15 protein-coding genes and 1 pseudogene are annotated in these 15,715 nt (G+C 69.5%); 6 read left to right on the top strand and 10 right to left on the bottom strand.

Features of this window, described 5'->3' with window-relative positions; all coding sequences use genetic code 11:
* Positions 1 to 34: 34 nt before the first annotated feature.
* Entirely contained in the window at positions 35 to 2,200 is a 2,166-nt protein-coding gene (locus ACRDSQ_RS22780) for a 3-hydroxyacyl-CoA dehydrogenase NAD-binding domain-containing protein (RefSeq protein WP_431423885.1), read from the bottom strand.
* Between the two features lie 19 nt (positions 2,201 to 2,219).
* Positions 2,220 to 3,434 (bottom strand): acetyl-CoA C-acetyltransferase, encoded by a 1,215-nt coding sequence (locus tag ACRDSQ_RS22775; RefSeq protein ID WP_431423884.1) that lies wholly within the window; start codon positions 3,432 to 3,434, stop codon positions 2,220 to 2,222.
* Positions 3,435 to 3,559: 125 nt separating this feature from the next.
* Between ACRDSQ_RS22775 and ACRDSQ_RS22770 the strand changes: the two genes are divergently transcribed.
* A complete protein-coding gene (locus tag ACRDSQ_RS22770) occupies positions 3,560 to 4,774 on the top strand; it encodes a TetR/AcrR family transcriptional regulator (RefSeq protein WP_431423882.1) in 1,215 nt (404 codons plus the stop codon).
* Positions 4,775 to 4,787: 13 nt separating this feature from the next.
* Positions 4,788 to 6,155 carry a cytochrome P450 gene (locus tag ACRDSQ_RS22765; protein ID WP_431423880.1) on the top strand — a complete coding sequence of 456 codons (1,368 nt, stop codon included), beginning with the start codon at positions 4,788 to 4,790 and terminating at the stop codon, positions 6,153 to 6,155.
* Here ACRDSQ_RS22765 and ACRDSQ_RS22760 read toward each other — a convergent pair.
* On the bottom strand, positions 6,114 to 6,914 hold the full coding sequence (locus tag ACRDSQ_RS22760) for a phosphotransferase family protein (protein ID WP_431423878.1): 801 nt from the start codon (positions 6,912 to 6,914) through the stop codon (positions 6,114 to 6,116). The genes ACRDSQ_RS22765 and ACRDSQ_RS22760 overlap by 42 nt on opposite strands.
* 401 nt (positions 6,915 to 7,315) lie before the next feature.
* Here ACRDSQ_RS22760 and ACRDSQ_RS22755 point away from each other — a divergent pair, with 401 nt between their 5' ends.
* On the top strand, positions 7,316 to 7,912 hold the full coding sequence (locus ACRDSQ_RS22755; protein WP_431423876.1) for a TetR/AcrR family transcriptional regulator: 597 nt from the start codon (positions 7,316 to 7,318) through the stop codon (positions 7,910 to 7,912).
* On the opposite strand, the gene ACRDSQ_RS22750 is transcribed toward ACRDSQ_RS22755, so the two are convergent.
* Both ACRDSQ_RS22750 and ACRDSQ_RS22745 read right to left on the bottom strand, forming a co-directional pair.
* Positions 7,902 to 8,552, bottom strand: coding sequence for a PP2C family protein-serine/threonine phosphatase (locus ACRDSQ_RS22750; RefSeq protein ID WP_431423875.1), 651 nt, complete (start codon positions 8,550 to 8,552; stop codon positions 7,902 to 7,904). The genes ACRDSQ_RS22755 and ACRDSQ_RS22750 overlap by 11 nt on opposite strands.
* Positions 8,553 to 8,756: 204 nt before the next feature.
* Positions 8,757 to 9,248 (bottom strand): hypothetical protein, encoded by a 492-nt coding sequence (locus tag ACRDSQ_RS22745; protein WP_431423874.1) that lies wholly within the window; start codon positions 9,246 to 9,248, stop codon positions 8,757 to 8,759.
* A 54-nt stretch (positions 9,249 to 9,302) separates the two neighbouring features.
* Here ACRDSQ_RS22745 and ACRDSQ_RS22740 point away from each other — a divergent pair.
* Positions 9,303 to 9,686, top strand: a pseudogene (locus ACRDSQ_RS22740) (MerR family transcriptional regulator); the annotation flags it as partial.
* A gap of 178 nt (positions 9,687 to 9,864) precedes the next feature.
* On the opposite strand, the gene ACRDSQ_RS22735 reads toward ACRDSQ_RS22740, so the two are convergent.
* Positions 9,865 to 10,020: a hypothetical protein gene (locus ACRDSQ_RS22735; protein ID WP_431423872.1), complete on the bottom strand. Its 156-nt coding sequence runs from the start codon at positions 10,018 to 10,020 to the stop codon at positions 9,865 to 9,867.
* A gap of 19 nt (positions 10,021 to 10,039) precedes the next feature.
* Between ACRDSQ_RS22735 and ACRDSQ_RS22730 the strand changes: the two genes are divergently transcribed.
* The gene (locus tag ACRDSQ_RS22730) at positions 10,040 to 10,267 is read left to right on the top strand and encodes a hypothetical protein (protein WP_431423870.1); all 228 of its coding nucleotides are present in this window, start codon (positions 10,040 to 10,042) and stop codon (positions 10,265 to 10,267) included.
* A 102-nt stretch (positions 10,268 to 10,369) separates the two neighbouring features.
* On the top strand, positions 10,370 to 10,810 hold the full coding sequence (locus ACRDSQ_RS22725; protein ID WP_431423869.1) for a hypothetical protein: 441 nt from the start codon (positions 10,370 to 10,372) through the stop codon (positions 10,808 to 10,810).
* A gap of 57 nt (positions 10,811 to 10,867) precedes the next feature.
* On the opposite strand, the gene ACRDSQ_RS22720 is transcribed toward ACRDSQ_RS22725, so the two are convergent.
* The 4 genes from ACRDSQ_RS22720 to ACRDSQ_RS22705 all read right to left on the bottom strand — a co-directional run.
* Complete coding sequence (locus ACRDSQ_RS22720) at positions 10,868 to 11,470, bottom strand: TetR/AcrR family transcriptional regulator (RefSeq protein WP_431423868.1); 603 nt, start codon at positions 11,468 to 11,470, stop codon at positions 10,868 to 10,870.
* A gap of 9 nt (positions 11,471 to 11,479) precedes the next feature.
* Complete coding sequence (locus ACRDSQ_RS22715; RefSeq protein ID WP_431423866.1) at positions 11,480 to 12,637, bottom strand: acyl-CoA dehydrogenase family protein; 1,158 nt, start codon at positions 12,635 to 12,637, stop codon at positions 11,480 to 11,482.
* On the bottom strand, positions 12,634 to 14,583 hold the full coding sequence (locus ACRDSQ_RS22710; protein ID WP_431423864.1) for a biotin carboxylase N-terminal domain-containing protein: 1,950 nt from the start codon (positions 14,581 to 14,583) through the stop codon (positions 12,634 to 12,636). The genes ACRDSQ_RS22715 and ACRDSQ_RS22710 overlap by 4 nt, the downstream gene beginning before the upstream one ends.
* An 8-nt stretch (positions 14,584 to 14,591) precedes the next feature.
* Positions 14,592 to 15,715 (bottom strand): acyl-CoA carboxylase subunit beta (locus tag ACRDSQ_RS22705; RefSeq protein WP_431423862.1); only part of this gene is annotated, 1,124 nt, incomplete at its 5' end.

Here is a 15,715-nt window from a genome sequence, read left to right as displayed (position 1 = left end):
CCGAAACGGTGGGCAGCCCCTTCACTCAAGCGACTTACTCGAAGATCTCGCCCTTCTCAGCCTTCTCCACCAGCGACGCCGGCGGGGTGAACCGGTCGCCGTAGCGATCGGCCAGTTCGCGGGAACGGGCGACGAAGCCGGGGATGCCGCCCGGGTACCCGTTGATGTACTGGATGACGCCACCGGTCCAGGGCGGGAAGCCGATGCCGAAGATGGACCCGATGTTGGCGTCCGGCACGGTCCGCAGGACTTCCTCGTCGAAGCACTTCACCGTCTCAAGCGCCTCGGCGAAGAGCATGCGTTCCTGCATGTCCTTGAACGGGACCTCCACGGTTCCCGCGGCGAAGGCGTCCGCGAGTCCCGGCCACAGGCCTGTCCGCTTGCCCTCGTCGTCGTACTCGTAGAAGCCCGCACCCGAGGAGCGGCCCTTGCGGTCGAACTCGTCGATCAGCCGGTCGAGCACGCCCTCCGACGGGTGGACGTCCCACGTGCCGCCCGCGGCCTCGATGGCCGCGCGGGTCTCCTGCCGGATCTTGCGCGGCAGGGTGAATGTGAGCTCGTCGAGCAGCTGCAGCGGCGCGGCCGGGTAGCCCGCCTGCAGGCCCGCCTGCTCGATCGACGACGGCGCGACGCCCTCGCCGACCATCGCGACGGCCTCGTTGATGAAGGTGCCGATCACGCGGCTGGTGAAGAAGCCGCGGCTGTCGTTGACGACGATCGGGGTCTTCTTGATCTGCAGCGTGTAGTCGAACGCCTTGGCCAGCGCGACATCGCTGGTCTTCTCGCCGACGACGATCTCCACCAGCGGCATCTTGTCGACCGGGGAGAAGAAGTGCAGGCCGATGAAGTCCTCCTGCCGCTTCACCCCGTTCGCCAGGTCGGTGATGGGCAGCGTCGAGGTGTTGGAGCCCAGCAGCGCGTCGGGCGCGACCAGGTCCTCGATTTCGCCGAAGACCTTCTTCTTCAGGTCCGGGGACTCGAAGACGGCCTCCACGACCAGGTCCACTCCGGCCACGTCGGCCGGGTCGGCGGTCGGCGTGATGCGGGCCAGGACCTCGTCGGCCTTCTCCTGGGTCAGTTTGCCCCGGGACACGGCCTTGGCGAGGATCTTCTCCGAGTACGCCTTGCCCTTCTGCGCCGACTCAAGGGAAACGTCCTTGAGCACGACCTCGATGCCAGCGCGGGCGCTGGAGTACGCGATGCCCGCGCCCATCATCCCGGCGCCGAGGACCGCGACCCGGCGGGCGGCGTACTGCGGCTGACCGTCGGGGCGGCTGTTGCCCTTGTTGATGGCCTGCAGGTCGAAGAAGAACGCCTTCGTCATGTTCTTCGCGACCTGGCCGATGACGAGGTCCACAAAGTACTGCGTCTCGATCTTCTGCGCGGTGTCGATGTCGACCTGGCAGCCCTCGATGACCGTGGCGAGGATGTTGCGCGGGGCGGGCATCGGCGCGCCCTTGAGCTGCTTGCGCAGGTTCGCCGGGAACGCGGGCAGGTTCGCCGCGAACGCCGGGTGCGACGGGGCGCCACCGGGGATCTTGTAGCCCTTGACGTCCCACGGCTGCGCGGCCTCGGGGTTGGCCTTGATCCACGCCTTGGCCGCGGAGATCAGCTCCTCCGGGGTCGACACGACCTCGTTGACCAGGCCCAGTTCCTTGGCCTTGGCGGGCTTGTGCCGCTGACCCTGCAGCAGCACGTTGAGCAGCGCGCTCTGGATGCCGATCAGACGCGGCACGCGGACACAGCCACCGCCGCCGGGCAGCAGGCCCAGGCCGACCTCGGGCAGGCCGATCTCGCTGCCCTTGACGTCGAGCGCGACCCGGTGGTGCGTGGCCAGCGCGAGTTCCAGGCCACCGCCGAGCGCGGCTCCGTTGATGGCGGCCACGACCGGCTTGCCGAGGGTCTCCAGCCTGCGGAAGTCGGCCTTCATGCCGTCGCAGCGCTCGGTGATGGCCTGCGCGTCATCCGGACCGGCCGTGATGAGCATGCGCAGGTCGCCGCCGGCGAAGAATGTCTTCTTCGCCGAGGTGATCACGACACCGGCGATGGAGTCCTTTTCGGACACCAGGCGGTCGACGGTCTCGGTGAGCGACACGCGGAAGGTGTCGTTCATCGTGTTGGCCGACTGGCCCGGGTCGTCCATCGTCAGGGTCACGATGCCGTCGGCGTCGGACTCCCACTTGAACATGTTCTCAGTCATCTGTGTGTTCTCTCCGGGATCAGACGCGCTCGATGATGGTCGCGACGCCCATGCCGCCGCCGATGCACAGGGTGATGAGGGCGCGCCGGGCGCCGCGCCGCTCCAACTCGTCGACCATGGTGCCGGTGATCATCGCGCCGGTCGCGCCCAGCGGGTGGCCCATGGCGATCGAGCCGCCGTTGACGTTGATCTTGTCGTGCGGGATCTTCAGGTCCTTCATGAACTTGAGGACCACCGCGGCGAAGGCCTCGTTGAGTTCCCACAGGTCGATGTCGTCGGGCGTCAAACCCGCCAGCGCCAACGCCTTCTGCGCGGCCGGGGTGGGGCCGGTCAGCATGATGGTCGGCTCAGCGCCGGTCACCGCGGCGGAGACGATCCGCGCGCGCGGCGTCAGGCCCGCGGCGCGGCCGGCTTCCTCGTTGCCGATGAGCACGAGGGCGGCGCCGTCGACGATGCCGGAGGAGTTCGCGGCGGTGTGCACGTGGTTGATCTTCTCGACCCAGTGGTACTTCTGCAGCGCCACCGCGTCGAAACCGCCCATCTCGCCGATGCCCGCGAACGACGGCCCGAGCTTGCCCAGACCCTCCACAGTGGACTCGGGCCGCATGTGCTCGTCATGGTCGAGGATCGTCACGCCGTTGCGGTCCTTCACCGGGACCACGGACTTGGCGAAGTAGCCCGCCGACCAAGCCGACGCCGCGCGCTTCTGCGACTCGACGGCGTAGGAGTCGACGTCGTCGCGGCTGAAGCCCTCGATGGTGGCGATGAGGTCGGCGCTGATGCCCTGCGGGACGAAGTACGAGTCGTAGTTCGTCTCCGGGTCGTTGAACCAGGCGCCGCCGTCGGAGCCCATCGGCACACGCGACATCGACTCGACGCCGCCGGCGATCATCAGCTGGTTCCAGCCGGAGCGGACCTTCTCGGCGGCGGTGTTCACGGCTTCGAGGCCGGAGGCGCAGAACCGGTCGAGCTGCACGCCCGCGACGGTGTCCGGCAGGCCGGCGGCGACAGCGGCGGTGCGCGCGATGACCGAGCCCTGGTCGCCGACCGGGGACACGACGCCGAGCACGATGTCGTCGATGGTCGCCGGGTCGAGGTCAGGGTGGCGCGCGGTGAGCTCGTCGATGAGACCGACGACGAGCGAGATGGGCTTGACCCCGTGCAGCGATCCGGTCTTCTTGCCGCGGCCGCGCGGCGTGCGGATCGCCTCGTAGATGAAGGCTTCGGTACTCACGCTCGTCCGATCCTCTCCTCAAAGTTTGAGCTAATGCCCATTAACATAGTGCCGTTGTTTCGCAGGTTGTCAACCTCTCGGCCCTGCTCTAACGTGGTTAGTCGAGTCTCACTGAAGGGGGACGGGTGACAGCCGAGATCGGCCGGGCGCCGGTACGCAGACCGCGCAACCGCAAGGCCCTGCTGGCCGAGGCGGCCGCTGAGCTGTTCGGCAAGCGCGGGTACCACGCGGTCGGGGTCAACGACATCGCCGCCGCCGCGGGCATCACTGGCCCGGCCGTCTACCGGCACTTCCCCAACAAGCAGGCCGTCCTCGGGCACGTGCTGCTGACCGGCGTCGACGTGCTCACCGAGCGGCTCTGCGAGGTCACCGCCGCCGCCGAGGGCGACCCACACCGCTGTATCGGCCCGCTGCTGCACACCGCCGCCGCCGTCTCCATCGAGCAGCGGGAACTGACCGCGCTGTGGCGCTGGCAGGGCCGCCACCTGCACGAAGGCGACCAGAAGGAGATCCGCAGGCGGGTCGGCACCCTGCTCGCGCAGTCCATCGCCGGGCTGCGCGGGCTGCGTCCCGAGCTCGGTGCCGCGGATGCCCACCTGCTCAGTTTCGCCGCGATGAGCGTGTACGGCAGCGTGGGCGACCACCACGTCAACTACGCCCGCGAGCCGTTCGAGCTCCTGCTGGCCCGACTGGCCGAGGCCGTGGTGCTCAGCGATGTCGTCCCGGCCGCCCAGGACGCTCCCCCGGCGGCGTGGCGGGCCCGCACGCTGATGCCCGCCACCCGGCGCGAGGAGGTCCTGACGGCCGCGACCAGGCTGTTCCGCGACCACGGGTACCACGCGGTGAGCATGGAGGACATCGGCGCCGTCACCGGCATCGCGGGGCCAAGCATCTACCGGCACTTCGCGGCCAAGTCCGACATCCTGCTGGCGGCGAGCCGCCGGATGGCCGACCGGCTGCAACTCGGCCTCGACGCCGCCCTCGCCGACGCCGTCGACCCCGAGGACGCGCTACACCGGCTGACCAGGTCTTATGCCGACACCGTGCAGCGCTCCGACGACCTGATCGCGGTGTACACCAGCGAACTGGTCAACCTGCCCGAGCGCGACGCGAAGGAGCTGCGCAGGCTGCAGCGCGGCTACGTCGCCGAGTGGGTCCGGCTGCTGCGCGAGATGGGCCCGGACCTGACCGAGGCGGAGGCCAGGGTCGCGGTCCACGCGGCGCTGACCGTGGTGAACGACCTCCCCCGCACGGGCAGGGTCAAGTCTCGACCCGCTTTGACAGCGGAGATCGCCGGGTTGGCGATGGCGGTCCTGCGGGAGGCGGCACACGGCTCGTAGACAGGAGGCTCGGGTGTCCGTTATAGGCAGACTCGACCGGTGGATCAGCGACCGGCCATGGCCGGTGCGCGAGCACACCCCCGCTCCTGAGGGCCTGCGGCCGATCCTGGGCGACAGCGGTCCGCCCGTGCTCGGCCACACCATCGCCGTCCTGCGCCAGGGCATCGACTTCGGGCTGCGCCGGTACGAGCGCTTCGGCCCGGTCACCTGGGTGCGCGCGTTCGGCACGACCATGGTCTCGGCCGCTGGGCCCGAGGCGGCGCAGGTGGTGCTGGCCAACAAGGACAAGGCGTATTCGCAGCAGGGCTGGACGTTCTTCATCGGCCCGTTCTTCCACCGCGGGCTGATGCTGCTCGACTTCGAGGAGCACCACCACCACCGCAGGCTGATGCAGGAGGCGTTCACCGCCGACCGGATCGCGGGCTACACCAGGAAAGTCGCGGAGCTGGCGGCCCGGGAGATTCCACTGTGGCCGGTGACGCCGGGGTTCGAGGTGTACCCGGCGCTGAAGAAGCTGACGCTGGACGTGGCGACCGAGGTCTTCATGGCCACCGAGGTGGGTTCGGAAGCCTCTGTGCTGCGCAAGGCTTTCGTCGACACGGTCCGGGCGGGCACGGCGGTGGTGCGGCATCCCGTGCCGGGCGGGCGATGGAAGGCAGGCCTCGACGGGCGGAAGGTGTTGGAGGACTTCTTCCGGCGGAGCCTGCCGCAGAAGCGGGCGAGCGCGGACGACGACCTGTTCTCCGCCCTGTGCCATGCGAAGACCGACGACGGCGCCGTGTTCTCCGATGACGACGTGGTCAACCACATGATCTTCTTGATGATGGCCGCGCACGACACGTCGACCATCACGACGTCGGCGGTCGTGTACTTCCTTGGGAAACACCAGGAGTGGCAGGGCAGGGTCCGCGCGGAGGTGCTCGCGGGGGACACACTGGACACCTTGGAGCTGGTGATCAAGGAGTCGATGCGCCTGGTCGCGCCGGTGCCGTCGCTGGTCCGGGAGACGGTGAAGGACACGGACCTGCTGGGCCACTTCGTGCCGAAGGGCACCAAGATCATGGTGACGCCGTGGATCAACCACCTGCTGCCCGAGTACTGGCCGGACCCGCTGCGCTTCGACCCGCTGCGCTTCGCCGAGGACCGCCGGGAGGACAAGGTCCACCGGTACGCGTGGGTGCCGTTCGGCGGCGGGGTGCACAAGTGCATCGGGATGCACTTCGGCATGGCCGAGGTGAAGACGCTGCTGGCGCAGATGCTGCGGACGTTCCGGTGGTCGTTCCCTCCGGGCTACGAGGTCCGCTGGGACCCGACGGCCCTGCCGATCCCGACCGACGGCCTACCGATCCGCTTCGAACGGCTCGAACAGGTGCCGCAGTGATCTGAGCGCTTCGTCGGCGTAGCGCTGGATGCCGGACCCGGTGCCGTAGGCGAGGTCTTCGAGGACCGTGCAGCGGGCGTAGAAGGCGGCCCGTTCGGCGAGCGGGCCGTCGATGAGTACGCCGAGGTCGCGGTAGACCAGGCCGTGGTCGTAGGCGGGGTCGCAGAGGGCGGCGTCGGTCCAGTCGATGATGCCGGTGATGTCGCCGGTGGCGGGGTCGACGAGGACGTGTTCGATGCCCAAGTCGTTGTGGGAGAACACGGAGGGCTCGGTTCGGGAAGGCGGCTCGGTGTCGAGGAACTTCTCGATCGACCGCCGATACTCCCGCGGAACCACCACCGCGGCGTAACTCCCGTGCGCGTCGGCCAGCCAGTCGTCGACCGTGTCGTCGTCGGTGTCGACCAACCCGGCGACGGCGGCCGGCGGGATGGTGTGCAGGGTGTCGATGTACGCCCCAAGGATTTTGGCGATCCCGGGCGGGCGGGGAACATCCACCAGCGGAACGCCGGGCAGCTTGCGGTAGGCCATGCACCCGGCCTCCACGAACACCGGCGCGGGCACCGCGAACGGCGAGTGCCGGGCGACTGTTTCGAGCAGCTTCGCCTCCCGGAGCACATCGGTGCCACCTTTGGCGAAGCGCACGATCAACTCGCCGTCGACCTCGAAGGCGACGTTGTCCTGGCCCTCGCCCAGCCGGACGATCGAGGCACACTCGATCCCCTGCGCGGCAAGGACAGCATGGACATCATGACTCGGCATGAGCACAACTTAGACCGTCGACAGAGCCTCGCGCTTCGGATTTTCGCCGCTCAGGGGATTCCGTCAGACCGACTGGCCGCGCGGGGGTCGGCACGGCCAGTCGGGCTCATCTCGGTTCGCCCACGCCGACGGTGGTCAGGAAGCGGGCTGGTCGGTCTCCTGGGCCGCCGGGGCGGTCTCGGCCGCGGGCTCGGTGTCCTCTTCGATGTAGAGAGGGCCGTCGAAGCGCAGGGTCGCGTCGAGGTCGCTCATGTGAATCCTTCCGTTTGCGGCGGCGCCCGATACGCCGTCGCGGCAGCCGCAGGCTACTTCAGCGGGACCACGGCAAGATCAGGACACATCGCGCGTTTGTGACTCTTTTTCTTGCTTTACAATGCGATCGCATCAGAATGGAGGCGGACTTGCCGAAGCAGGTGGACCACCAGGCGCGGCGGGAGTTGATCGCCGAAGCGGTGTGCAGGTTGGCGGGCACCCAGGGCTTGGACGCCGTGAGCCTGCGCCAGGTCGCGGTCGAGGCCGGGGTGTCCATGGGGATGGTCCAGCACTACTTCACGACCAAGGACGACATGCTGCTGTTCGCCTTCCACACCGTGAGCGAACGCGTGGAGCGGCGCATCCGCGGCGCGGTCGCGCGCGGCGGCCAGGACGCGCGAACCGTGCTGCGGTCGCTGCTGGTCGAGATGCTTCCGGTCGGCAAGGCGAGCCGGGCGGAGGCGCCCGTGTGGGCGGCGTTCCTCGCTCGGGCCATCGTCGAACCGCGGCTCGCCGCGCCGTTGCGGGAGGGCGGTAAGGGCATGAGCACCTTCATCGCCGACCACCTCCGAGCCGCGCAGGAGTCCGGCTGTGCCCGGGCGGAGATCGACCCGGCGCCGGAGGCCCTGACCCTGCTCGCGCTCGTCGACGGCCTGATGTCGCACCTGCTGCTCGGTCAGGTCGACGCCCGGACCGCCTTGGCCGTACTCGACCACAACCTGGACCGGATCTTCTTCACCGGTTGACGGGCATCAGCAGCGCGGTGACATTGTCGTGGCCACCCGCGTCGAGGGCATGCCCGACCAGTGATCGCGCGCTCTCCAGACCGTCCGCCTGAAGCCTGGCGCGTAAGGATTCCGCGGTCGGGAGGTAGCGCCATAGGCCGTCGGTGCACAGCAGAAGGTGGCCTGGTCCGCCTGGCCGGTAGCTGCGGATCCGGGGTTGCGGCTCGTCGGCGTCCGCGCCGAGCCAGGCGGCGAGGACCTCGTCCGCACCGGCGTCGTCCTCGGTCAGGACCATCCCAGGGCCCTCGTCGGGCAACCAGTAGCCGCGACTGTCACCGACCCCGCCGACCCACATGCCCAACGGCCCGGCGATACCCGCGACGAACGTGCAGGCCGGTGCGCTGTGCACGGACGCCGCCAAGGCCGTGACGGCGCGGCTCGACCGCGAAGTGGCCTCCACCAGCGCCTCCTCGGGTATCGCCCCAGCCCGAAGCGCCGCCGCGAGGGCCACCACCCCCGTCGCAGCCGCGACGTGCGCGGCCCGCTCCGCGCGCGGAGACATGGACACCCCGTCGCAGACAACCCCGATCGTCCACGCGTCGACCATGTCCAAGGCGACCGCGTCGGCGTTGATCCCGCGCCGCAGTCCTCGGTCGCTCACCCCCGCGGCGCCGCTGTCCGCCGTGATCTCCAGGCGAGAGCGGAAGGCGGGCTGCCCCGTTCCGCAGTGCCAGCAATGTCCGTCCGGTGCCACTGTTCCGCCGCAGTCGACGCAGCCTGTAGTCGTTGTCATGTGCGCCGAACTCTAGCTAGGCCACGTATGACGTAGGTCTCCGGGCCGGAACCGGGCATCCGTTGGCGTCGGTCACTCAGCCGCCGGGTTCGGCAGGCCTGCCCGGCTTCGCCACATGGCCGGGTCGTGGGAGCCGTCAACCCACGTCATCATCGTCCGCACTGCCGTCTCGAACGAGTCGACCAGCACGTCAGTCGTTCCCACGAGCCACGAGACGGTGTGCACGACGTGCACCCCGTGGTCCTCCAGGCACCAGCACGCCACTTCGATCGTGGCGGTCACCGTCAGACGCCACTCGTCTTCGCGGCTGACGACGAGTTCCAGGTCCAAGCCGTCGGACATGGTCTCGAAGAGGTTCACCGTCGCGCTGACGACGATGAGGTCGATGCCGTCGTGGAGGGTGGGCGACTCCGCGAGCCCGTGGTCGGGGTGCCAGTCCCAGGCGACGGGGTGTCCCAGCCGGTCGAGTTCGTCGCCCGCGCCGCGCAGGCGGTCGGCTTGTGGCTGCGTGAGCTCCGGAAACAGTGCGGGCAGGTCGATCTGGCCGATACTCGTGACATTCACCGACGCCCCCAGGTTCGAAGATTTCTCGGGCGACCTTACGCGCCGACCGTTGCCATGACGTCGGCGTCAACGTTTACCGTCGACGGCATCGGCGAACTCGCCAAACGTGCCGGGACGACGACCCGGGCGCTGAGGTTCTACGAGTCACAAGGCCTGCCCGAGTCGCGGCGCACGGCCAACGGGTACCGCGAGTACGACGAGGACGACCTGCGCCTGGTCGATGAGATCCGGACCCTGCAGGCCGTGGGCCTGACCCTGGACGACACCCGCCCCTTCGTCGAGTGCCTGCGCTCCGGACACGAGGCCGGGGACTCCTGCGCCGACTCGATCGAGGTCTACCAGCGCAAACTCGCCGAGGTGGACGCGTGCCTCGAACGGCTGACGGCGGTTCGGGCGGACCTGGCGGCCAAGCTGACGGCCGCCTGGGCCCGGCAGCCCGACAACGACGAGAATCCGATCACGGGCCGGACGTACCACGTGATGTCCCTGCCGACCCTGATGCTGTTCGTCGACGGCCTGCCGGTGCGGGCGTTCGTGGGAGCCCGCCCGAAGATGAAGCTCCTGGCCGAGCTGGACGCCGCGTTGGGGCACTGACAGCGCGCAGATGACTGAGCGGTCAGGTTTCCTCGCGGTGGCAGACGAACTCGACCATGAACCCCTCCGGGTCCTCCACGAACGCCGCGTAGTAGCCAGGGTGATACACCGGGAACTCGCGCGGCTCGTGCACCGCCACCGCACCCAGCCCCAGCGCGGCGTCGAATACCGCATGCACCGCCGCCCTCGTCCGGACGATGAACGCGAGGTGCTGCAAACCAGCCTCGTGCCTGGAGTACGCACCTTCGTCGACCGCGCCACTCGACACCTTCTTCACCGCTTCCGCACTGTCCATCGCCGAGCGCCTCGCCGACGCGCAGATGTGGGAGCTGCCGGGCCTCGAACACTTCGCGCCGGTGCTCGCACCACAGTCCGTCGCCGAGGAGTCGGTCACCTTCTTCGAGTCGGCCCGGCAACCGGCCTGACCGTGTCCGCGCTGCCGCTTATCGTGTGCGCGGGGGCGCGTTCCCAAGCGCTCCTTTGGGTGCGGTGCGCGGGGTGGCGGCCGGGCAGGTTAGTTTGCCCGGGTGAGTCTCCTCGATGATGTGGCCGAGCGCGACGGCTGGCGGTGCTGGGTGTGCGACGAGCCGGTCGATCCCGACATGTCGGTTAACGACCCGCGAGGGCCCAGTGTGGACAGTCGGACCGCGGACCGGAAGGCCAAGGTCGCCGAGCGGCTCGCGCACCGTGGGTGCAACACCCGCAAGGGTGCGGTCAAGGTGGTCATCGCCTGGCCGGACCGGCTGCACGTGGTCGAACCCGCGCCGCTGATCACCGTCGCGGGGAGGCTGGAGCGCAAGGGGGGCCGTGAGATGGTGGCCCGTTGTCCGACCAGGCAGGACGCTCAAGAAGCGGCGGATTGGCTGGTGGACCGGTTCTCCCGACTGGTACCGGGGCTGCCGGTGACGGCCGCCGTCGAGGCGGGCGGCGGGCAGTTCGTCGTCATCCTGGCCACCGGACGCCGCTGAGCGACGAGTTCGCGCAGGATGCCCGAGACTTCCTGTAATCCCGCACGCACTGTGCGGTCAGGACAGGGCGGCGTCCAGGGTGATCGACCATTGCCTCAGCACTCGCGAGCGGCGCTTGGCGTCGTCGGTGAGGAGGTTTGCCAGACCCAGGCCGCGGGCCAGGTCCAGGGTTGCCTGGACCGCCTCCCGCACACCCGGCCGGGACTCGTCCGCGCCCAGCGCCTCGACGGTCATCCGGTGGGCCTCCCGACCCACCCGAGCCTCCAGTGGGACGACCTTCTCCCGCAGCTGCGCGTCCGAAGAGGCCGCCACCCACAGCTGCAGCGCCGCCGAGAACAGCTTGCTCGCGTACATCTCGCCGATCGTGTCGACGATGAACTCGGTCCGGTCGCGCCCCGGCGGCAGGTCCGGCAGGCCCTGCCGCAGGTGCGCCAACCGTTCCTCGGCGACGTACTCGATCGCCGCCGTGACCAAGTCCTCCCTGGTCGGGAAGTGGTGCTGCGCCGCCCCGCGGGACACGCCCGCGCGTTCGGCGACGGTCGACACCGTGCTGCCGGTCCACCCGAGTTCGGCGAGGCAGTCGATGGCGGCCGCCAGCAGCCGCTGCCGGGTCGCTCGGCTGCGGTCCTGCTGCGGCTGCCTGACTGCCTCGGTACTCACGTCACGTCCTTAGTACGACTTCGGCAGCCCAAGGGAGAACTGCGCCACGAAGTTCAGGATCATCTCACGGCTCACCGGCGCGATCCGGGTCAGCCGGGACGCGCCGATGAGTGCGCCGAGACCGTACTCGCTGGCCAAACCGTTGCCGCCGTGAGTCTGCACGGCCGCGTCGACCGCCTTGATCACGGCCTCGCCCGCGGCGTACTTCGCCATGTTCGCCGCCTCGCCCGCGCCCATGTCGTCGCCGCCGTCGTAGAGCGCCGCGGCTTTCTGCATCATCAGCTTGGCCAGTTCCAGCTCGATCTTGGCCTGCGCCAGCGGATGCGCGACGGCCTGGTGCGCGCCGATCGGCTCCTTCCACACCGTGCGGGTCTTGGCGTACTCGACGGCCTTCTCCAGGGCGAAGCGGCCCATGCCCACGGCGAACGCCGAAGCCATGATCCGTTCCGGGTTCAGGCCCGCGAACAGCTGCATCAGCGCCGCGTCCTCCGAGCCGATCAGGGCGTCGCCGGGCAGGCGGACGTCGTCGAGGAACAGGGAGAACTGGTAGTCCGGGGAGACGATGTCCATCGGGATCTTGGTGAACTCGAACCCGGCGGCGTCGGTCGGGACGACGAACAGGGCGGGCTTGAGCTTGCCGGTCTTCGCGTCCTCCGTGCGGCCCACGACCAGCACCGACTGCGACTCGTCGACGCACGAGATGAACACCTTCCGGCCGCTCAGGATCCAGCCGTCGCCGTCCCGCCGAGCCGTCGTGGTCAGCTTGTGCGCGTTGGAACCCGCGTCCGGCTCGGTGATGGCGAACGCCATGCGCAGCGAGCCGTCGGCGAAGCCGGGCAGGTAGCGCTGCTTCTGTTCGTCCGTCCCGAATCGGGCGATGATCGTCGCGCAGATCGCCGGTGAGACGACCATCTGCAGCAGCCCGGTGCCGGTCGCGCCGAGTTCCTCGCACACCGCGGCCAGGTCGCCGATGCCGCCACCGCCGCCGCCGAACTCCTCGGGCACGTTGACGCCCAGGTAGCCGAGCTTGCCCGCCTCGTTCCACAGCTCGGTGGTGTGCCCGCCGGACCTGGCCTGCTTGACCAGGTAGTCGTGCCCGTACTTGCGGCCCAGTTCGCCGACGGCCGCCCGCAGCGCCTGGCGTTCCTCGGACTCGGTGAAGCTCATGATTCCTCCACGACTACGGCGAGGACCCGGCCGACGTCGACCTGGTCTCCTGGGGACACGGTGAGTTCGCTGACCACACCGGCGACGGGCGCGTCGATCCGGTGCTCCATCTTCATCGCTTCGAGCCACAGCAGCGGCTGCCCGGCGTCGACCCGCTGCCCCGCCTCGGCCGCAACCCGGATCACGGTCCCGGGCATCGGCGCGAGCAGCGACCCCGGCGCGACGTGGTCGGCCGGGTCGTCGAACCTGGGCGGCACGGTCAGCGTGACCGAACCGAAAGCCGAGTCCACACAAGCGATGCCCGGATAGCGAGCCACGTCGAACACCCGCCGCACGCCCGCGACCTCCAGCTCCACCCGCGTGGGCGACGAAGCGAGCAGCCGAACGCCCTCGACGCCGGAAAGGCCGTCGCGGGTGATCCGGTAGCGCACCTCGTGCTCGCCGGACGCCGACTCGAACCGCTTGACCTGCGGCTGCGACACGACATTGCGCCACCCCGCCGGAATCCGGCCCTGCACCTTCGCCGCCGCCCGGTTCGCCTCGGTGTCGGTGATCGCGGCGGCCAGCGCGGACAGCGACTCGGCGTCCTTGTCGGCGATGGGCGCGGCGAGGAGGTCCAGGCCGTGCCGGTCGAAGAACGCGGTGTCGGTGTCGCCCGCCAGGAACGCCGGGTGCCGCAGCACCCGGACCAGCAGGTCCCGGTTGGTCCGCACGCCGTGCACCTGAGCCCGGAGCAGTGCTCCGGAAAGAGAGCGGGCGGCGCTGGTGCGGTCCGGCGCCCAGGAGATGACCTTGGCCAGCATCGGGTCGTAATGCACCCCGACCAGCGATCCGCTGACCACGCCGGAGTCGACTCGGATGCCCGAGCCGGGCGGGTTGGCGAACGAGACGAGAGCACTGATCTCGAATCGGTGCAGTGCTCCGCTTTGCGGCAGCCAGTTCGCCGCCGGGTCCTCGGCGTAGAGCCGGACCTCGATGGCGTGCCCCCGGCTGACCGGCGGCTCGGGGCCCAGCGGGGCGCCCTCGGCGATGGACAGCTGCAGCGCGACGAGGTCGAGCCCGGTGACGCACTCGGTGACCGGGTGCTCGACCTGCAGGCGGGTGTTCATCTCCAGGAAGAAGAACCGGCCGGACTCGTCGGCCAGGAACTCGACCGTGCCCGCACCCTCGTAGCCGATCGCCGCGGCGGCCTTGCGGGCCGCGTCGAACAGCCGCTCCCGCATGCCCTCGGTGCGCTCGACCAGCGGCGACGGCGCTTCCTCGATGACCTTCTGGTGCCTGCGCTGGATGGAACACTCGCGCTCCCCCACCGCCCACACCGTGCCGTGCCGGTCGGCCATCACCTGCACCTCGATGTGCCTGCCGGTCTCCAGGTACGGCTCGATGAACACCGTCGAGTCGCCGAACGCCGACCCGGCCTCGGACCGCGCTCCCTCGACCGCGCCCGCCAGCTCGGCCTGGGACCGGACGATCCGCATGCCTCGACCGCCACCACCCGCCGACGCCTTGACCAGCACAGGAAACTCGGTGACCGCGTCCGGGTCCATATTGGACAGCACAGGCACACCGGCGGCGGCCATCAGCTCCTTGGACTCGATCTTGGAGCCCATCCGCTCGATCGACTCGACCGGCGGCCCGATCCAGATGAGCCCGGCGTCGATGACCGCGCGGGCGAACTCGGCGTTCTCCGAGAGGAAGCCGTAGCCGGGGTGGATCGCGTCGGCCCCGGCGTCGCGCGCGGCCTGGATGACCAGGTCGGCCCGCAGGTACGTCTCGGCCGGGGTGTTGCCGGGCAGGCGGACCGCGGAGTCCGCGTCGGCGACGTGCGGGGAATCGGCGTCCGCGTCCGAGTACACCGCGACGGTCGCGATGCCGAGGTCGCGGGCGGTGCGGAAGACCCGCCGCGCGATCTCCCCACGGTTGGCCACGAGAACTGAGGTGATCATGTGGGCGCTCACATCCGGAAGACGCCGAAACCGTCGGCGCCCTTCACTGGTCCATTGTGGATCGCGGACAGGGAGATCCCGAGCACCGTGCGGGTGTCCCGGGGGTCGATGATGCCGTCGTCGTAGACCATGCCGGACAGGAACGTCGGCAGTGACTGCGCCTCGATCTGGCCTTCGACCATGGCACGCATGGCCGCGTCGTGCTCCTCGTTGTAGATCTGCCCCTTGGCCTCGGCGCCCTGGCGCATGACGATCGAGAGCACGCCCGCGAGTTGCGCGGCGCCCATGACCGCGGATTTGGCGCTGGGCCAGGCGAACAGGAACCGGGGATCGTAGGCCCGGCCGCACATGCCGTAGTGCCCGGCGCCGTAGGACGCGCCGATGAGCAGCGAGATGTGCGGGACCTTCGAGTTCGACACCGCGTTGACCATCATGGCGCCGTGCTTGATCATGCCGCCCTGCTCGTACTCCTTGCCGACCATGTAGCCGGTGGTGTTGTGCAGGAACAGAAGCGGGGTGTCGGTCTGGTTCGCCAGTTGGATGAACTGGGTCGCCTTCTGCGCCTCTTCGCTGAACAACACGCCGCGCGCGTTGGCGAGGATACCGACGGGGTAGCCGTGGACCTGCGCCCAGCCGGTGACCAGGCTGGAGCCGTAGAGCGGCTTGAACTCGTCGAAGTCGGAGCCGTCCACGACGCGGGCGATGACCTCGCGCGGGTCGAAGGGGATCTTGAGGTCCGTGGGCACGATCCCCAGCAGGTCCTCGGCGTCGTGCTCGGGTTCGGCGTAGTCCGCGGCGGGCGCCGGGCCCTGCTTGCGCCAGTTGAGCCGCTTGACGATGCGCCGCCCGAGCCGGATCGCGTCCTGCTCGTCAGCGGCGAGGTAGTCGGCAAGGCCCGAGACCCGGGCGTGCATCTCCGCGCCGCCAAGGGATTCGTCGTCGGAGTCCTCACCGGTGGCCATCTTCACCAGCGGCGGTCCGGCCAGGAAGACCTTCGCTCGCTCTTTGACCATCACCACATAGTCGGACATACCAGGGATGTAGGCGCCACCTGCGGTGGAGTTGCCGAAAACCAGGGAGATCGTGGGGATTCCGGCCGCCGATGCCTGGGTGAGATCGCGGAACATCGCGC

The sequence above is a fragment of the Actinokineospora sp. genome, from assembly GCF_050699995.1.
In the GTDB taxonomy this organism is placed as follows: domain Bacteria; phylum Actinomycetota; class Actinomycetes; order Mycobacteriales; family Pseudonocardiaceae; genus Actinokineospora.
This window is presented reverse-complemented; position numbering and strand designations above follow the sequence as displayed.